This window comes from Lysinibacillus sp. Ag94, assembly GCF_023242215.1.
Lineage (GTDB): Bacteria > Bacillota > Bacilli > Bacillales_A > Planococcaceae > Lysinibacillus.
Map to the genome: position 1 here is coordinate 3,653,462 of NZ_CP096780.1, position 19,287 is coordinate 3,672,748.

Annotated in this window: 15 protein-coding genes; 5 read left to right on the forward strand and 10 right to left on the reverse strand. The window is 38.0% G+C overall.

Annotated elements, in window-relative coordinates; genetic code table 11:
• The first annotated feature begins 333 nt into the window (after window positions 1–333).
• From MY533_RS17065 to MY533_RS17075, 3 genes are read left to right on the forward strand one after another with little or no spacing between them, the layout of a single operon-like run.
• On the forward strand, window positions 334–966 hold the full coding sequence (locus MY533_RS17065; RefSeq protein WP_100542416.1) for a GNAT family N-acetyltransferase: 633 nt from the start codon (window positions 334–336) through the stop codon (window positions 964–966).
• Window positions 967–990: 24 nt separating this feature from the next.
• Window positions 991–1,641: an acetoin utilization AcuB family protein gene (locus tag MY533_RS17070; RefSeq protein WP_132357235.1), complete on the forward strand. Its 651-nt coding sequence runs from the start codon at window positions 991–993 to the stop codon at window positions 1,639–1,641.
• Entirely contained in the window at window positions 1,638–2,798 is a 1,161-nt protein-coding gene (locus MY533_RS17075) for an acetoin utilization protein AcuC (RefSeq protein ID WP_248716908.1), read from the forward strand. The genes MY533_RS17070 and MY533_RS17075 overlap by 4 nt, the downstream gene beginning before the upstream one ends.
• A 123-nt stretch (window positions 2,799–2,921) precedes the next feature.
• Here the strand turns inward: MY533_RS17075 and ccpA are convergent, their stop codons facing one another.
• A complete protein-coding gene (ccpA, locus tag MY533_RS17080) occupies window positions 2,922–3,926 on the reverse strand; it encodes a catabolite control protein A (RefSeq protein WP_248716909.1) in 1,005 nt (334 codons plus the stop codon).
• A gap of 452 nt (window positions 3,927–4,378) precedes the next feature.
• On the reverse strand, window positions 4,379–5,464 hold the full coding sequence (locus MY533_RS17085; protein WP_248716910.1) for a bifunctional 3-deoxy-7-phosphoheptulonate synthase/chorismate mutase: 1,086 nt from the start codon (window positions 5,462–5,464) through the stop codon (window positions 4,379–4,381).
• Between the two features lie 335 nt (window positions 5,465–5,799).
• Between MY533_RS17085 and MY533_RS17090 the strand changes: the two genes are divergently transcribed.
• Window positions 5,800–7,953 carry a cell division FtsA domain-containing protein gene (locus MY533_RS17090; protein WP_248716911.1) on the forward strand — a complete coding sequence of 718 codons (2,154 nt, stop codon included), beginning with the start codon at window positions 5,800–5,802 and terminating at the stop codon, window positions 7,951–7,953.
• Window positions 7,954–8,005: 52 nt separating this feature from the next.
• On the opposite strand, the gene MY533_RS17095 is transcribed toward MY533_RS17090, so the two are convergent.
• From MY533_RS17095 to MY533_RS17130, 8 genes are all read right to left on the reverse strand, one after another.
• Window positions 8,006–8,506, reverse strand: a complete 501-nt coding sequence (locus MY533_RS17095) for a YtxH domain-containing protein (RefSeq protein WP_053485032.1) — start codon at window positions 8,504–8,506, stop codon at window positions 8,006–8,008.
• A 133-nt stretch (window positions 8,507–8,639) separates the two neighbouring features.
• Window positions 8,640–9,146: a DUF948 domain-containing protein gene (locus MY533_RS17100; protein WP_132357241.1), complete on the reverse strand. Its 507-nt coding sequence runs from the start codon at window positions 9,144–9,146 to the stop codon at window positions 8,640–8,642.
• Window positions 9,147–9,255: 109 nt separating this feature from the next.
• Window positions 9,256–10,569: a UDP-N-acetylmuramate--L-alanine ligase gene (gene murC / locus MY533_RS17105; protein WP_248716912.1), complete on the reverse strand. Its 1,314-nt coding sequence runs from the start codon at window positions 10,567–10,569 to the stop codon at window positions 9,256–9,258.
• 227 nt (window positions 10,570–10,796) lie between these two features.
• A complete protein-coding gene (locus MY533_RS17110) occupies window positions 10,797–14,159 on the reverse strand; it encodes a DNA translocase FtsK (protein WP_248716913.1) in 3,363 nt (1,120 codons plus the stop codon).
• 581 nt (window positions 14,160–14,740) lie between these two features.
• Entirely contained in the window at window positions 14,741–15,355 is a 615-nt protein-coding gene (ytpR, locus tag MY533_RS17115; RefSeq protein WP_248716914.1) for a YtpR family tRNA-binding protein, read from the reverse strand.
• The gene (locus MY533_RS17120) at window positions 15,352–16,176 is read right to left on the reverse strand and encodes a DUF1444 domain-containing protein (protein ID WP_248716915.1); all 825 of its coding nucleotides are present in this window, start codon (window positions 16,174–16,176) and stop codon (window positions 15,352–15,354) included. Before MY533_RS17120 ends, ytpR begins: the two co-directional genes overlap by 4 nt.
• Before the next feature lie 343 nt (window positions 16,177–16,519).
• Window positions 16,520–17,041, reverse strand: coding sequence for a DUF84 family protein (locus MY533_RS17125; RefSeq protein WP_248716916.1), 522 nt, complete (start codon window positions 17,039–17,041; stop codon window positions 16,520–16,522).
• A 75-nt stretch (window positions 17,042–17,116) separates the two neighbouring features.
• Window positions 17,117–18,193, reverse strand: a complete 1,077-nt coding sequence (locus MY533_RS17130) for a M42 family metallopeptidase (protein ID WP_248716917.1) — start codon at window positions 18,191–18,193, stop codon at window positions 17,117–17,119.
• A 284-nt stretch (window positions 18,194–18,477) separates the two neighbouring features.
• Here MY533_RS17130 and MY533_RS17135 point away from each other — a divergent pair, with 284 nt between their 5' ends.
• The gene (locus tag MY533_RS17135; RefSeq protein WP_132357247.1) at window positions 18,478–18,792 is read left to right on the forward strand and encodes a hypothetical protein; all 315 of its coding nucleotides are present in this window, start codon (window positions 18,478–18,480) and stop codon (window positions 18,790–18,792) included.
• Window positions 18,793–19,287 lie beyond the last annotated feature (495 nt).

Below are 19,287 nucleotides of genomic sequence, written 5' to 3' on the forward strand. Positions count from 1 at the left end.
TCTTTGCTATTGCCTTAGTACATTAGTAAGCAAATTTTAAATCGTCGTAATGTCATTATTTTTCCCTTCAAAATTCACCACCTTCTCCAAAGACAACTACGTTATGCAGCATTTGTTATACAACAGTTTAAGCAGTGTAAAAATAGTGAATGCCTATTCACACTACATTCATCTGTTGAATAACAGATGCGATATACAACTATTTTACACGAATTCATTAATAATGTCTTAATATTTATACTTTTCCGAAAATGCAGGTATATTTTGCAAAAGATAGCGTTTTTCCGCAGGAAATCAGCTATAATGAAACTATTAAACTCAGGTGGTGTCATTATGGAACACAAAAAAACTTTTTTTTCTGTCACAAAGGAAACAAAGCATGGTACTGTGTATGTGGAAGGACCTGTTCCTCCAGAAAAATTAGCTACATATTCATTCCACGAAGGCTTGGTTGCTTTTAGACCTCCAAAGCAACAGCAGCAAGCCATTATAGAAATTGCAGGACTTCCTGAAGGACGAATTATTATTATTCGAAATGAAAACATTATTGTAGGCTACGTCACTTATCTATATCCCGATCCACTCGAACGCTGGGCGGAGGATCGAATTGATAACATGATTGAATTAGGTGCTATTGAAGTCATTCCAGACTATCGTGGTACAGGTGCTGGTAAAGCACTATTAGCCGTATCTTTTATGGGAGATGAAATGGAAGACTATCTTGTTATCACTACCGAGTATTATTGGCATTGGGATTTAAAAGGGACTGGTTTAAACGTTTGGGATTATCGAAAAATGATGGAGAAAATGATGGGCTCTGCCAACTTCGAATATTTTGCGACAGATGACCCTGAAATTACATCACATCCCGCTAACTGCCTGATGGCACGTGAAGGCAAACGCGTGCCTCCTGAGACAATGGAAAGATTCGATAGACTTCGCTTTAGAAATCGCTTCATGTATTAAAACCAACACAAAGGGGATGAGTATATGATCGTAGAAGAAATTATGAATGATGAGCCATACACGCTGGCTCCGACAAACACAGTGGTTGAAGCGCTGAAGTTCATGCGTGAGAAAAAAGTACGTCATTTACCAGTTGTAGATGAGGAGTATCATGTTCTTGGGGTGATCACTGAAAGAGATATTAAAGAGGCATTGCCTTCCTCGTTACGGGATGAGCCTAATTCTCCAGTTTTTAATGCAAAAGTGGAAGAGATTATGATTAAAAATCCAATTGTCGGTCATCCACTTGATTTCGTGGAGGAAGTAGCGCTTACTTTTTATGAATCTAAAATAGGCTGTTTGCCAATTGTCTCCGGAGGAAAATTAGTTGGGATTGTCACTACTACCGATTTACTCTATACATACTTAGAGTTAACAGGTGCCACTGAACCTGGCTCAAAAATAGAAATTCGTGTATCCGATACACCAGGAATATTATTTGAGATTACTAAAATTTTTCGTAAACACCATGCAAATGTCCAAAGCGTCTTAGTTTATCCCGACTCTGAAAATACGCAAAATAAAATTTTAAGTATCCGAGTAAAAACTCTCAATCCATTAGCTATGATTGAAGAACTTCGTAAAGAGGGCTTTGATGTATTATGGCCTAATTTGCCAGGTGTTTCATTACAATGAAAAAAGCAGTATTTATATACTCACCAGAGCAACTCGGATATAAATTTTCAGATACCCATCCTTTCAATCATAAACGCTTGACGCTTACAATGGATTTGTTACAAAATATTGATGCTCTTGATGATTTGAATATCGTTCCAGCTCGTGTCGCAACAGAGGAAGAACTTTTACTTGCACATGATCCAAAATATATTGAAATCGTTAAAAGAGCAGGACATGGTGAGCTTTCAGAGGCACAATGTGAAAGCTATGGCATAGGCACCGAAGATACACCCATTTTTGAAAATATGCACGAAGCAAGTGCACAGCTTGTCGGTGGAACATTAACAGCTGTCGATTATGTTATGGAAGGAAAAGCCGAGCACGCTCTCAATTTAGGGGGAGGGCTACACCACGGCTTCCGTGGCCGTGCATCAGGTTTTTGTATTTATAACGATAGTACAGTAGCTATTCGTTATTTGCAGGAAAAATACAATGCTCGTGTACTTTATGTAGATACCGATGCCCATCATGGAGATGGGGTGCAATGGAGTTTTTACGAGGATCCAGATGTTTGTACATTATCTATTCATGAAACAGGGCGCTATCTTTTCCCCGGAACTGGGAATATTACGGAACGTGGAAATGGGCAGGGCTATGGCACTTCTTTTAATTTTCCAATTGATGCTTTTACAGAAGATGAGAGTTTTCTAGAAATCTATGAAAAAGCTATGCGAGAAGTCTTTGAATTTTTCAAGCCGGATGTTGTATTAACGCAAAACGGCGCAGATGCACATTATTTTGATCCACTAACACATTTATATGGAACAATGAACATTTATAGAGAAATTCCAAAACTTGCGCATAAATTAGCACATGAATATTGTGGGGGGAAATGGATTGCCGTTGGCGGTGGAGGCTATGATATTTGGCGTGTTGTGCCTCGCGCATGGTCGATGCTATGGCTTGAAATGACAGATCAGCAATTACCAACAGGACCTCTACCTCAAGCTTGGTTAGATCGTTGGCAGCCTGAAGCACCAGTGCCTTTTATTCCAACTTGGGAGGATCCAAATCCATTGTATGAGCCAATCCCTCGCAAGGCAGAGATTGAAGAAAAAAATGCGCAAATGCTAACTAAAGCGCTTCATATTATTCGCAATGAAAAACACGGTTAACACTATGCCTCACGACAATCGTGAGGCTTTTTATTTTTACTTTAGTCCTCTATCTTCTGGCGCTTTCAAACCGTCTATAAAAAAACACGCAAATCCATTATCAGATTTACGTGTTAATTACTGTTATTTACTTTTGACAGATTGTCGATGTTCAATACGATGAGGCAAAATAACCGCTTCGTCCTCAACAGGCTCTTTGTTCATCAATTTAGTCAGCAAACGCATTGCAACAGCTCCGATATCATACAGTGGTAACGCGACACTTGTTAGCTGCGGACGAACCATGCGTGCTAATTTTGAATTTTCAAAGCTGATTACTTCGATATCCTTAGGTACATCTTTACCTGCATCCTGTGCACCATGAATCAAGCCAATTGCTAATTCATCACTACCTGCAAAATAAGCAGTTGGAGGATTTTCCAGTGAAGATAATGATTCCCACGCCTCTAAGCCCATATCATAGCTCGATTCTTCAGCAGCGATAAGTGATTCATCTATAGGTAAACCTGCGTCTTGTAAAGCTTTTTTATAAGCTTCAAGTTTGAATTTTCCATTAATAGTATACGTAAGTGGACCTGTTACGAAAGCGATTCGCTTATGGCCATTCTGAATGAGCAATGTAATCGCCTCATAAGCTGCTTGGAAATAATCAATGTTAACAGTCGCAATTGTTTGCGATTCATCTACTGAACCTGCAAGCACAATTGGTACAGGTGAATGATCCATAGTTTGTTGCATTTTTTCAGTTACTTCATCACTCATCATAACAATACCGTCAACCTGTTTTCCTAGCATTGTATCCAGTAACTGAAGCTCTTTATCTTCATGTTGGTCTGAGTTGGCTAAAATAATATTGTAACGATACATTGTTGCAATATCTTCTACACCACGTGCCAGCTCCGCATAAACATTGTTTGCAATATCCGGGATAATCACGCCAACTGTTGTTGTTTTCTTACTTGCTAATCCACGCGCTACTGCGTTTGGACGGTACTCTAATCGTTCAATTACTTCTAATACTTTTTTCCGTGTTGCCGGTTTTACGTTTTGATTACCATTGACTACACGAGAGACCGTTGCCATCGAAACATTTGCTTCTCTTGCAACATCATAAATTGTAACAGTCATCGCACGTGCCTCCCTTTTTTCCTTTTATAGCCTTATCATACGATAATTTTCATATTCTTTTCAAGAAGCAGTATGTACATGAAAAGAAAAACCAAGTACAAATAGTACTTTTCTAGTCATTATTTTGTCACTATATAGTAAACACCGCCTGCGATTAAAGCAAGCGGTGTTTATCAACACATTCATTATGCCCCGGCATAATTACGTCTGGCATCGGCTTTGTGCTTAAGCCTGCTGATGTTTTTTTGCTCGAAAGCGTAGTGCTAACGCAACGGCACAGCAACGTGTTTTTTGCCTGCGCGAAAGCGAAGTATCAGCAAGAGGACTTTATCTGCGCAAAAAGCGAAGCGGCAGCGACAACAACACCGATGTTGGTCACTCAGTCGTTGCCACAGGACGTGGCGTTGTTAGACTAAGTTCCCCTATTTCAGCGGGACACCCGCTGAAATATCTTAAGCATTGATTTCATGGCTCTTCATGAATTTTTGTAATGTTTCGTAGAAAGCATCAAATGTTGGGATATCCATTTGTTGTTGTGAATCAGAAAGTGCTACAGATGGATCTGGATGCACCTCTGCCATTACGCCATCAGCTCCAATAGCAATTGCTGCCTTAGCACATGGTAATAGTAAATCACGACGACCTGTTGAATGTGTTACGTCTACAAGTACTGGTAAATGCGTTTCTTGTTTTAAAATTGGTACAGCAGAAATATCTAATGTGTTACGAGTTGCTTTTTCGTAAGTACGAATACCACGCTCACAAAGAATGATGTTCTCATTTCCTTTAGACATAATGTATTCTGCTGCGTGAATGAATTCATCAATTGTCGCCGCTAAGCCTCTTTTTAAAAGTACAGGTTTATTTGTTGCACCCGCTGCTTTTAATAATTCGAAGTTTTGCATATTACGTGCTCCAATTTGGATAACATCAATGTAATCTAAAGCTTCCTCTAAATGACCTGGTGTAACGATTTCCGTAATAACGCCTAAACCATATTCCTCTGACACACGTTTCAAAATTTTAAGTCCTTCTAATCCAAGACCTTGGAAGTCATATGGGGAAGTACGTGGTTTATAAGCGCCGCCACGAATTAACTTTTCACCTTTTGCTTTAATAGATGCTGCTACTGCTGCTACTTGCTCGTATGATTCTACAGCACAAGGTCCAAATACGAAAGATGGTTTTCCTTGGCCAATTAGCTCACCATTCACATTAATGACAGTATCTTCTGATTTTTTCTTACGAGAAACAAGTAATTCTTTTTTCTTATCCGCTTCAAGTTGTTTTAAAGCTGTTTTAAAGATTTGCTTAAATATATAGTCAACCGTCATTTGGTTTAACGGACCTTGATTGTGCTCTTTAATAAGATCAAGCATATGGCGTTCACGTAATGGATCATAGCGATTTACACCTTGTTTTTCTTTAATCTTACCGATTTCATCAACTACTGCTGCACGTTCGTTAATTAGACGAAGAATTTCTAAGTTTAAACCGTCTATTTGACTACGTAAGCTTTCTAAATCTTTTTGGCTCATGTTTCTTGCTCCTCTCCTCACGACAGACACTTTCAGAACTCTGAAATGTATGTTACATTTTTAGATATTAGCAACATTATAATCAATGTTGCACTGAATGTCACGCATTTTTAATTTAGCGCTTCAACTCGCTAAATTATATTAACATATTACGAGAAAGGAAGCGAGTACAAAGACTCCTTTCCGCTTCGTGACATCCACCAGAGGCTTTATATGCCAACACGATATTGGTCACTCAGGCGTTTTCACAGGATGTGTTTTTAGCCTGATTTCCTCTATGCCAGCTGTATTTGCTGAAAGCAAGTTAATATATTACGAGAAAGGAAGCGAGTACATTGAGTTCAAAATTATTTGCACTTGATATCGGTACACGTTCTGTAGTAGGCATTATTTTAGCTGAAGATAATGACCGTTTTCACGTGGAAGACATCTTGGTAAAAGAACATAAAGAACGGGCCATGGTTGATGGTCAAATACATAATGTCATGTATGTGGCAGATTTAATCAATGAAATTAAACATGAACTTGAAGAGAAGCATGGTCCTTTAAAAAAAGTGAGCGTCGCTGCGGCTGGTCGCTCCTTAAAAACAGAACAAGCAAGCGTGACGATCAATATACGTAATCGACCAATCTTTACGGAGGAAGATATAAGTCGTTTAGAACTGCAAGCTGTTCAACAGGCACAGCAACAGCTTCTTCAACATAAAGAAGACGCTAAAATAAGCCACTATTATTGCGTTGGTTATTCAGTTTTATACTACCGTTTAGATGGCGAAGAAATTGGTAGCCTACTCGATCAGCAAGGTGATGAAGCACAAATTGAAGTTATTGCTACGTTCTTGCCACGAGTTGTCGTAGAATCACTTATCGCGGCTCTTAAACGCGCGGAATTAGAGATGGATGCACTAACTTTAGAACCTATTGCAGCTATTAATGTACTTATTCCCCCAACAATGCGTCGTTTAAATGTGGCGCTTGTTGATATTGGTGCTGGTACATCTGATATTGCCATTACCGATAAAAGCACTGTTGTCGCATATGGCATGGTACCAACAGCTGGTGATGAAATAACAGAGGCTTTAAGTGACCATTACTTACTCGACTTCCCTGTTGCTGAAGAAGCGAAACGTCAACTGCAAACAGAAGAAAACATTTTAATCCAGGATATTTTAGGCTTTGATCAATATTATCCGAAACAAGAGGTTCTTCAAGCAATCGAACCTGCTGTTAAGCAACTCGCAAAAGCTATTGGAGAAGAAATTTTACGCCTGAATAATCAGACTGCTCCTAAGGCGGTAATGCTAGTCGGTGGAGGGAGCTTAACGCCAAATCTTACAACTGAACTTGGACTAGTACTAGATTTACCTGCCAATCGCATTGCCGTTCGAGGGATTGACGCCATTCAAAACTTAACGAGGGAAGATCATATTAAAGCATCTCCTGAATTGGTGACCCCAATCGGTATTGCCATTGCAGCAAAAAAAATGCCTATTCAATATATGAGTCTAACTGTCAATGAACAAGTAGTTCGCCTTTTTGAATTAAAGGAAATGACCGTTGCAGATGCATTTTTAGCAGCCAATATTCGAGCAAAGCAATTATACGGAAAACCGGGTCATGGATTATCAGTGAATGTTAATGGACAAGATATTTTCATCCCTGGCGGTCACGGTCAACCGGCAGAAATTTTAGTGAATAGTCATCCGGCATCCACAAAAACGATGATTAAAACAGGCGATGCCATCCAGCTAATTGAAGGCCAAGACGGTCAGCCAGCTAATGCTACGGTGAGAGATATTGTAGATGATGCTGCCATTAAAACAATTACAATTCAACATACGAAATATGTCATCGAACCACAAATAACTGTTAATGGTTCTCCGACATCACTCGATAGCGCATTAAATGATCGAGATGTTGTGATGTTTGAAATAGCTGAAACGGTCGAGGATGTATTTAAGCTCACAAATAATTTGGAGTTATTAAAACAATTTGAGTCATTTTATATTCAAGTGGACGGAAAACCACTGTATTTACCAGAGTTTTCAGCTCAATTAATGATTAATGGTAAACCAGCTAAAATGTCATATGCTGTCCAAGACGGTGATGTACTTACATTTCAGCAACAAACATTCCCTACTGTTCAACGGATTGCTGACCAAATGAATGTTTTACTTGAGGATAAAATTGTCATCCATTTTCAAAACGAGGTGTTAGAGCTGAAAAAGATGGCCAACGAAGTTCTCGTTAATCATGTAGTGGTTTCACCTCTTTCAACTGTTCCAAATGGAGCAAAAATTTCGTTTAAAGAAAAAGATCGAAGTCGTTGGATATACCAGGATGTGTTCCGTTTTTCTAATTGGCAGCTACCTACTACATTTAAAGGTAATTTTACAATTTTACGAAATGGCCAACCGGCAAGCTTTGATATGGAGATTTTCGGCGGAGATAAATTAGAGATTTTACTAGAAAAAGCGCCAATATCTTAAAAAAAGGGATACGTTACATCTTATCTACGATGTAACGTATCCCTTTTAGCTATTAAGCGCGAACTTCTTCACTTTTTTCCTCAGCTTGTTCCTTTTTTTCACTAGCATCCTCTGCTTTAGGTTCTTCACTAGGAATGAAATCTTCCAGTGGTTCTTCACCCTCAAAAGAAACAGTACCATCGTCAAAAACAGTTGGTGCTTTTGCTGATTTTAATGTTTTTACTTTCTCTACTAATTGTGTAGATTGTTCTTGAATTTGTTTAGATAATTGAACCGTTTTATCTTTAGCAGTTGTCGAGAAATCTGCACTCTTATCTTTTAAGTTAACAGCTTGTACTGCTACATCGCTACGTAAATCTTTTCCTGATTTTGGAGCTAGCAATAAGCCTGCAGCTGCCCCTACTATACCCCCAACTAATGCGCCAATAACAAAATCCTTCATGTTCACTCGCTCCTCTTCATAGATCGACTCTTGCGGTTGATAAAGCTGTGGCAATGAACTTTCAAGTTGTTGTTCCTTCACTTCATTATAATTTGGCTTTTGAGTTGTCATGCAACAATTCCTCCCCATCTTATTATCTAATTTGTTTAGACTAGTTGTCCATCTGCTTTCGCGGATGCATTCTACAACATATGCCTAAATTTTATTTTTATTCCGGTGACATTTAATGCCTACCGAATAATTATTATTTTTTACGGCCCCATTTTCTTCTCGATTTTTCCGACTGCTCTGATTCAGAAGAATAAACATCTTCTTGAATCACCTCATTGGCCTGATCAATAATTTTGCGTTTCTTCCACTTATCTGCAATGCCCATTGCAACATTACTCCATTGAACAACTTGTGCAATTTTTTCTTCATTTTGTTCCACAGTTTTAGAAATTGAAGAAGTAATTTGCTGTACAGATGTATTTAATCCATTCACAGAGTCGCCAATTCCTTTAACTGCATGAACAACGGAATTTAACTGTTCAGATTTTTCTTGAATATCCTCTGCCAAGCTATTTGTTTTGGATAGTAAGGAAGTCGTTTCACGTGTAATACCTTCCATTTGTCCTTCAATACCTGATAATGTTCCAGCTAAACTGTTAAGAATTGGTTTGAGCGAAAATAATGTCATCCCAACACTCACACAAAAAATTAAAAAACCAATTGCTGCAATGATTGCTGCAATATACAAAATAACTTCCATAACTAGACCTCCTGCAAGTAATAATTCTCTTTACTATTACTTTCCTTATATTCGACAAAAAAAACTGAATTCCTCCTCATTTTGAGAAAAACAGCTTATTCCTTGCGGATTAAGCTGTTTCGTTATTCTTTAGCACGTCTTCAAAAGCATCCTGGAATTTTTGAACATCGCCAGCGCCCATAAATAAAAATACTGCGTCCTTATGCTTTGTTAACACTTCAATTCCTTCAGTGGTAATCACTGCACTGCCTTCAATTAAAGACGCTAAATCTTGGATTGAAAGTGCGCCTTGTGTTTCCCTTGCAGAGCCAAAAATATCACATAAATATGCTGTATCCGCAAGACTTAGACTATCTGCAAAATCCTGTAAAAAAGCTTGTGTACGTGTAAATGTATGTGGTTGGAAAATAGCTACTAGCTCACGTTCTGGAAACTTTTGTCGTGCTGATTGAATCGTTGCACGGATTTCAGTTGGATGATGCGCATAGTCATCTATTAAAACATTATTCCCAATATTCGTTTCTGTAAAACGTCTTTTTACACCTTTGTATGTGTTTAAACGTTCTTGAACGATGTCTGGTGAAATACCTTCATATTGGCAAAGTGTAATAACAGATAACGTATTTAATACCGCATGATCCCCAAATAATGGGATAAAGAATGTGCTATAAAATTCATTGCGGACAAATACATCAAATTTTGTACCCTTAGTTGTTTTTTCAACATTACGAGCCTCAAAATCATTTTCAGCCCCAAAACCGTAATAAACAACAGGCACCTTCGCTTGAATACGTTGTAGATGTTCATCATCACCGCAAGCAATAATTGCCTTTTTAACCTGTAGTGCTAATGATTGAAATGCCGAATAAACATCCTCTATGTTTGCAAAGTAGTCTGGATGGTCAAAATCAATATTTGTCATTACAGCGTAATCGGGATTATATGCTAAAAAGTGTCGACGGTATTCACATGCTTCCATCACAAAGAAGTCAGCATTTTCATGTCCAGCTCCTGTTCCATCACCGATTAAATAAGAAGTTGGTTTATACCCACCTACAACATGAGCCATCAAGCCTGTTGTAGATGTTTTACCATGTGCACCAGTAATAGCAATCGACGTATAATTACCGATATATTCACCTAAAAATTTATGGTAGCGAATAATCTCTACTCCGATTTCACGAGCACGCTCTAATTCAGGATGGTCATCAGGAAATGCGTTCCCTGCAATAACTGTCATACCTTCTTTAATATTATCTGCATTAAATGTAAAAATTGGAATATTACGATCACGTAACGGCTGTTCCGTGAAAAAATATTTATCAACATCTGAGCCCTGTACTTGTTCACCAGCATCAAATAAGATTTGTGCAAGTGAACTCATGCCAGAACCTTTAATGCCTGTGAAATGAAAAACTGTCATCAATTAAACCCCCCGGGAAATCAATATCCCTTCTATCATCTATTAGGTGTATCGTATTTTCCACCAATTATTAGGTATTAATACCTTTGTAAGTACTAAAAAATACGTACTAATCTTCATATCTCGTCTATTATAGCACTATTTATGCATAAGGATAAATGTGTAACTTTTCTAAAAATACTAATTTCGACGTGAATAAGATAATCTATACGAAAACAATGTAATTCTTATTCAAACATAGCAATTAAATCTTCTTCTGTAATATAACTTTCTCGTGGTTTACTGCCCCGTGCCTCAGACACAAAGCCATGTGATTCCAACATATCGATTAAACGAGCAGCACGATTATAGCCAATATGGTATTTGCGCTGAATTAAGGAAGTAGAGGCTCCTCCTTGCTCATAAACAAATCTACATACATCCTCGAACAGTTCATCTTGCTCAGCAGAAACCTCAGTCTTCTTTAAAAGTTCCTCTTGATCGAATATATAATCAGGCTCTCCTTGCTCACGAACATGCTCAATAATTGCTTCAATTTCATCATCTGTCACAAATGTCCCCTGCAAACGAACAGGAGCAGACATACCATTACCTAAATATAACATATCGCCTCGTCCAAGCAATCTTTCTGCACCTTGTGCATCTAAAATTGTACGTGAATCGATTTGTGAAGATACCGCAAAAGCAATACGTGTAGGAATATTTGATTTAATAAGCCCTGTAATAACGTCAACAGACGGTCTTTGCGTTGCAACTATTAAATGGATACCACAAGCACGTGCCTTTTGGGCAATACGACAAATCGCCTCCTCTACATCTGCAGGAGACATCATCATTAAATCTGCCAATTCATCAATGACAATTAGAATATACGGTAATTTTAAGCTATGTTCATTATTTTTATCCGCAATTGCATTATAACGTGTAATATCACGTGCGCCCGCATGCGCAAATAACTGATAACGACGTTCCATTTCCTCCACTGCCCATTTCAGTGCAGCTGTAGCTGCCTTTACATCGGTGATGACCGGGCTAACTAAATGCGGAATATGATTAAACGGTGCTAATTCTACCATTTTAGGATCGATAAGCATCAGCTTTAATTCATGTGGTGCAGCTTTATATAATAAACTAACCAAAATTGAATTAATACAAACTGATTTACCAGAACCTGTGGCTCCGGCAATTAATCCATGTGGCATTTTTCGCAAATCAATAGTTACAGGCTTCCCTGTTAAATCCAGACCCAATGCTGCTTCTAACGGTGAATCTGACTCGAGGAAAGAAGCACTATTTGTCACTTCCGATAATCGAACAGCGCGAGATACACGGTTCGGTATCTCAATGCCAATTGAGCTCTTCCCAGGAATCGGTGCTTGGATGCGGATGTCTTTCGCTGCCAATGCAAGCTTCAAATCATCTGAAAGATTGCGGATTTTACTAACCTTTGTACCATGACTCACAGTTATTTCAAATTGTGTCACGGCAGGCCCTTGCATAATGGATTCTATTTGAGCTGAGACTTGGAAATAAGACAAAGCCTCGACCAATGTATCTCCCTGTTGCTCCATCCACTCAGTATCTTGTGTTTTTTCCTCAGGTGGCTCTAAAAACTCATCATCTGGCTTTTGATACACATGAACAGGCTTCCGAGGCGTTTCCTGTACTTGATCTTCCACAAATGTTTCAGCTAATATGGAAGGTTGCTCTAGATACTTCTCATTATCAATAGAATGTTCCTTAGGAATATCTAAATTCTCAGTAGTAACCTTCTGCTCAGTAGCCGTTGCTACTTCCATTTCGGTAGTCGCTGAAATTTCATCGAAGCTCTCTACATCAATCACTGTTTTTTCTAATGTCGAAACGTTAGACATTGATGTGACTGGTGCCATTGTAATGACTGATACATTCTCTGTTGCAGCATTGAATGGAACAGTATTTTCAATAGACACCTCGTTTTCTTCTGTCGACTGTGTAGCTGTTTTTTTGTCCATTTCTAACTCACTAATTTCTAAACCTATAGATTGTGGATTTTGTTCTTTTTCGGATGGAATAGTATTTTCAATAGAAACCTCGTGTTCCTTCGTCAACTGTGTAGCTGTATTATTGTCCATCTCTAACTCACTAATTTCTAAACCTATAGATTGTGGATTTTGTTCTTTTTCGGATGGAGTAGTATTTTCAATAGAAACCTCGTGTTCCTTCGTCAACTGTGTAGCTGTATCATTGTCCAACTCTAACTCACTAATTTCTAAATCTATAGATTGTGGAATTTGTGCTTTTTCGGATGTCACTATGTGCTGTTCTACTTCCGAATGAATAAGCTCAGATGAAGGCTCCTGTTTTTCTTGATTTATGTCAACAATTGTTGATGTCGATTTCATATTTTTAAATTGCTGTTGGATTCTCCATTTCTCTTTATCAGTTTTTAGCATTAAAACATTAAATGGAATGCCACTTTTTTCTTTCTTTTCTACCGATTGCTCTTCTAAAGGTAGTTCTTCTATAGACTGTTCTTGCAACACATCTTGCTTATTATCTTCCTTCATTGGTGGCTGGACTACTGTAACTTCACCAATGTGGATGGTCGAATTTTCGATTTGTACTTGTTCTACAACTACTTCTTTTACATGGATTTCTGATTGGTCAGATGAAAGTTGTTCAATATTCAGCTCCTGTTGAACGGCTTCTTTCATTTGATTTTCAAATTCTACAGCAAAAGAAGTTGTTTGCGGTACAGGTAATTCCGTCGTCGTTTTATTACTATGATGATTTGTTTCGTCTGTTAATTTATCTTCAAAAGTAATCGGTTGCTTAGCAGGTACTTCGATTTTTTCATTGATGTCAAGCTGTTCAGATTCATCTTTCTGAACTGCGCTAATAGGCTCTTTTTCTTCTAGTATATTTTCAATAGCCTCATTTGTTGTCGTTTCTTTTAAAGCCTTAAAAGCTGTAGGTATTGCTAACTCTTTCTTGTCGTGCTCTTCCTTCCGTTTCTCTAATAATTGCTCAATTGGACTTGGCCTAGAAAAACCATAAACTGGTGACGGAACATCACTTGGTACAAAACGCTTGCGATTTTCAATTAAAGCACTTTCATCTACTTTTTCTAATTGATAATTCGTAACTTTAGGTGAAGTCGGTAAATCATTTTGCGCATCTCGAAAAACAAGACTTGCTTTTGAACGATTCTCCTGTTCAGGCCGACTTCGTGTAATCGTTGTTCTACCAGTTCTCTTCGTCCGATTTGCTAATAAATCTCGAATACCTGAAACCTCAACATCGTAAACACTCGAATCCACAATATGATTATTTAAATGCTTCGGTAGCGATAAATCTTCAATTTGTCCGGAGTAAGTATCATCCATTTGATTAAATGCTGCCTTTGATGATGGTGATGGTGAAGCTGAAAATTCCTCATCCTCAATTAACGGAAAACGAAAAGTTTTTTGTTTTGCTATGGGTGTTTCTTTATATGAATCCAACTGCTGTGATTGTTCTTCTTCATAGTCTTCATAAAACTCTTCATATTCGTAATCATTGTCCTCTTTATTTAAAAATTTATTCATTTGTTTTTTTAACCAATTCACATTGTTCACTCATTTCTCTTACACTTCATTTATAGCATTAACTAAATCAATTATGCCTCGGCATAATTGCGACCGGAGGCTTTGCCAATAGATTTTTTTTTGCGCGAAAGCGTAGTGTTAACGTTTAGCGTCTGCCGCATGATGTTAGTCACTCGGTCGTTGCCACAGGACGTGGCGTTTCTAGACTGAGGTCTTCTATTTCAGCGGATATTTAGACACCCGCTAAAAAGTAGCCTAAATCTGCATTCATCTCACCACCTATAAAGGTAGGAGACTTCTGTAGCTGACGCTTTGCTTTCGGTATAAAAAACAATTGATGCTGTCGCTACAGAAAATACTTGCTGAAAAAAGTTAAATGTCTATAACAAAAAGCATACCATAAAAATGTAATAGAAACTTGCATTAAGAGGCTCATTCTAGATAAAAAAATCGTTATGTTACTAGCATAATAGTAGCATAACGATTTTAAGTACATATAATCAATTTTCACTTAGCAAATTGTTGCTGTCGCTGCGCTTTCGCACAGAAAACATTTGTTGCTGTCGCTGCGCTTTCGCACAGCTAAACAGCTTTAGAAGGCTTTATCTTGTTGGTGCCTCAAACGCACTACCAGTTATCGCATCTTCCGGTAATACTAAAATTCCTTTTTCAGAAGGTGCATTTGGTATTGCTAATTCGCGTGCTGAACATAACATACCGTATGATTCAACACCACGTAAATTACCTTCTTTAATAAGCATTCCAGAAGGCATTACTGCACCAATTTTTGCAACAACAACCTTTTGACCTGCTTCCACATTTGGCGCGCCGCATACAATTTGTAATGTTTCTTCACCTACGTTTACAGAACAAATACTTAATTTATCAGCATTTGGATGCTTGTCCTTCGATTCTACATAACCTACAACAAATTTTGGAGAAAAATCTACATCAAGGCTGATTACAGCTCCATTTTTTGATATAGCTGCCTCTAGTTGTTCTACTAATTCTGGCGTAACTTCAACTAGACCTTTTGCATCAGTTTGAATATAGTTGCTAGCATTAAATAAATTAAATGCTTTAATTTCTCCCGTTTGTGCTTCCTTTAAAATAGCGATATCACCCGCACGTTCTAACTCTGTCTTCACGATCGATTCTGTTGCTAATTGTACTAGCAATACATCTCCTACATGCTCTTTGTTGTAAAATACATTCATTGTTTCTCTTGCTCCTTTTTAACTCTGTTTTTTGCTAAAATAAAGATCGGTTCTAGCTCCCCGTCTTCATAAATAAAAGATAATGACGTAATCGGTACAGTACCGACAGCGAAGAAATGCATTGTCATCTGCGCTAATACATCATACCCTGTTTCATTACGAATATCACCTACTATTAATACATCCTGATGTGGTACAGATAACGTCATGTCACCTTCAATGTTAGTCTGCATTTCTTTCAAAAAGCTTTCATTTAAAATACGACTTGCATCGTAGCCATCATTAGCATTAACAAAATAAAAAATATTCCCTGCAACTTCATCTTTTTTATAAACGGTTGGCAGTTGCTTTACAGAAAATCGTGCCATTTCACGAATTTGCTCTACTGTTAATTGTAGTACCTCTAACATGGATTCATCAATAAAACGATAGGTTTTTCCTAAATCAAGCGCATAAAAAATACGCGTTTCGGCTGTATGTTCAGTAGTAATGAATGCATGCCCCTCCTTCGAGGCTTTAGGGTAGGATGTTGCGCGAATAACTGGATAAATTTTTGTAATAGCTTGGAATCCTTGTTCCATTTCTTGTTCCATTGCATTAAAGGTTTGCTCGATTGTATAAACAACTTCATCGATTGCAGCCCCTTGCTTATCATTATATTTTGCTAAAATGCCTGGTAAAGATAGCTCCATCCCTTTACCAATTTTTTTATGGTTAAGGCGTAGTTTATCGTGCTTTTTATCAAATTCAAAATCAAACTTTTCCTCATTCAAATGTTGTTTTAATAGGGTCACAAGTTGTTCTGATTTAATTTGTTTCACCTAGCTCACATCCTTTCTTTTAAATTAATTTATTTTTGCGTAATGACCGCTGTCGTGCAGAAATAAATTGTCACAGGTTGTGACGTTTACTCCAGCAAATCCGGGTATCCTTTCCCCTTATTTAGCGCTTTTGAGTACAGAAAATAATTGTTGCAAGAAGTTTAATGAAGAGAAAACGGCTCACATGTTTGTGAACCGTTCTGTTCAAAACTATCCAATTATTTAATCTTAACCGAATGAACGATTTTCGTCATCTCATGTAAATTATCTTATATTTTTCTATTTTAAAAAAATTATTTTAAAGTTGCAACTTCACCATTCCAGTATCACTAATTAACAGAAACTAGTCATGTGCTAATGTGAATAAATATTGGCCAATAAGAAGAGAAACTATATGCTCGAACATCATCTGACGACTTACTAACCCTTGTGTGAAAACGCCTACAGCTCCCGCACCTTGTCGGATATCTCGACGTTGTGTATAGTGCTCCATTACAGGACCAAGTTCCTTCCCAGCTCTTATTTCCTGGGCAATTTCTTCTGGTAATATAATTTGTGCGCCAGCAGCTGTATAAGTTATGCCATTTGATACTGTAAGTGCTCCCCAGTTACAAACGTACATAACACCATCAATTTCAGTCACTCCACCCTCTAATCCAAACGATAATTGGGCACCCGTCTCTTTGATTGCGTTTTTCGAACGATTTATTGCTCCCAATCGTGTTTCTTCATGAGTCACCGGTTGATCGGATACTTGTGAAGCAGCCTTTACGCAAGTAAAATTTGGTTTATCAAAATATTTTCTAGCAATAACTTCAACTGCCTCTGTTTTTGCTTTGTTTGTTGTTCCAATAGTTATGTTCATTTTCTAATCCCTCTTTCTTCGCATAGAAAAAGATGCCCCTAAAGGCATCTTTTAACTTCTTTCAGCGGAATCACTTTACACATTAGCGCGAATCGTTGCTAATGTCGAACGATCTGCTTTTTTCACTAGTTCCACAATTAAAGCTTTTGCAGCCGCATAGTCATCAATATGAATAATTGAAGCTGATGTATGAATATAGCGTGAGCAAACACCAATTACTGCACTAGGAATGCCGTCATTTGCCGTGTGTACACGTCCTGCATCTGTACCACCTTGTGATACAAAATATTGATAAGGAATATTATTCGTTTCCGCAGTATCTAAGATGAATTCACGCATGCCTCTATGTGTAACCATCGTACGGTCAAGAATACGTAATAATGTCCCTTTTCCAAGCTGACCAAATTGATTTTTTTCTCCTGACATATCATTTGCAGGTGAAGCATCTAGAGCAAAGAATAAATCCGGTTTAATCATATTTGCGGACACTTGAGCACCTCGCAGACCAACCTCTTCCATTACATTGGCACCTGAATATAAATGCGAGGCTAACTTTTCACCTTTTAATTCTTTCATCAATTCAATTGCCAATCCACAGCCATAGCGGTTATCCCAAGCTTTGGCCATAATTTTTTTCGGATTTGCCATTGTTGTAAATGGGCAGACAGGGATAATTGATTGACCTGGACGAACGCCAAGTGCAATAGCATCTTCTTTATTGTCTGCGCCAACATCTATTAGCATATTTTTAATATCCATTGGTTTAGAACGTTCAGCATCTGTTAATAAGTGTGGTGGTATTGATGAAATTACGCCAGGAATCGCACCGTTTTTAGTAAATACTTCAACTCGTTGCGCTAGCATTACCTGATTCCACCAGCCACCTAATGTTTGAAAGCGGATCATCCCGTTATCAGTAATAGAAGTAACCATAAATGCCACTTCATCCATATGACCAGCAACTAACACTTTTGGTGCATCAGCAACTTCACTATGCTTCACACCGAAAATACCCCCTAAATTATCCTGAACAATCTCATCCGAGTACTTTTCCAACTCAGAACGCATGAACGCACGTACCGCATGTTCATTACCCGGTGCGCCTGGTAATTCTGTTAGTGTTTTAAATAATTGTAATGTTTCCTCATTCATGATGACTCTCTCTCCCCACGAAGTAGAATATTCTTCCTTGCCATTGTAACATATTTATCTATATTGATCAGAAAACTTCCATTTTTCAATGAATAGCATGATAAATGAGAGTTATCGTTCATCTTCAAAGCTTACCCAAAACTTGCTCTGTGCAAAAGCGAAGCACCAGTGTAATTTCCAAGTTCGTCATATTGATACATTTCCTAAAAAGTGCTAAAGTGTGAACGTGCATTCACTCTGTATGCTATGTTAAAATGGAGCTATAGAAAAAGGAGGAAAGAAGCATGAAATTACGTGATTTTTTAATTGGTGTTGCTACTGGCCTAGCTGCCGCAGTCATTGTTAAAGAAGCAAGCGAAAAGGTTTCTCCGTATGTACCTGCAGGACAAGTACTCGAAAACATAAAAAAGGAATTTAAAAAGGATTCACCGATTGACGGTTCTTGGATTTTTATGAAAACAGACAATTTCTCTAACGGCATTATGACTATCCCTGTATACCGCGGAGGTATCTCTCGTATGCATGAGGGCGAAATGCAAACATTTGAATTTGCTGCTGACGCTCGCTCAGGTGTAGTAGTAGAGCTAACAGAAGTATAACCTTACTCAGTAATATACGAACAAATATTATAAAACCCTACAAAAAAGAAGCCATCTTATTTATTTGAGATAGCTTCTTTTAATAGAGTTAAAAACAAAATGATCAAGTAAATATTTAAGATTGTTGAGCGAGATTTCAGTTCCTAACCACTCGCTATTCTGTGAGCAATCTTCAAGTTGCTTACGCTGTTGCAGCCACTACGTTAAACTACGCTTTCGCACAAAAAACAATTTTTAAAAATTTCTTTTTATCACTATAAATTAGAGTGGCATACATATATACGCTATGTGAATAAGTTGATTGGAGTGGAGACTGGGCGACTCCTCGGGGATCAGCAATAGAGGAACGAAGGCTAAAAGCATCACATCCTGTGATAACGCCTTCGTGACCAACTTCGTGTTGGCCCGAGACCCTGCAGCGCAGCGAAGCGGCTCATCGGACGCCCCCAGGAAGCTTTGCTCTGTGCGAAAGCGAAGCGGTAGCTACAAATGTTT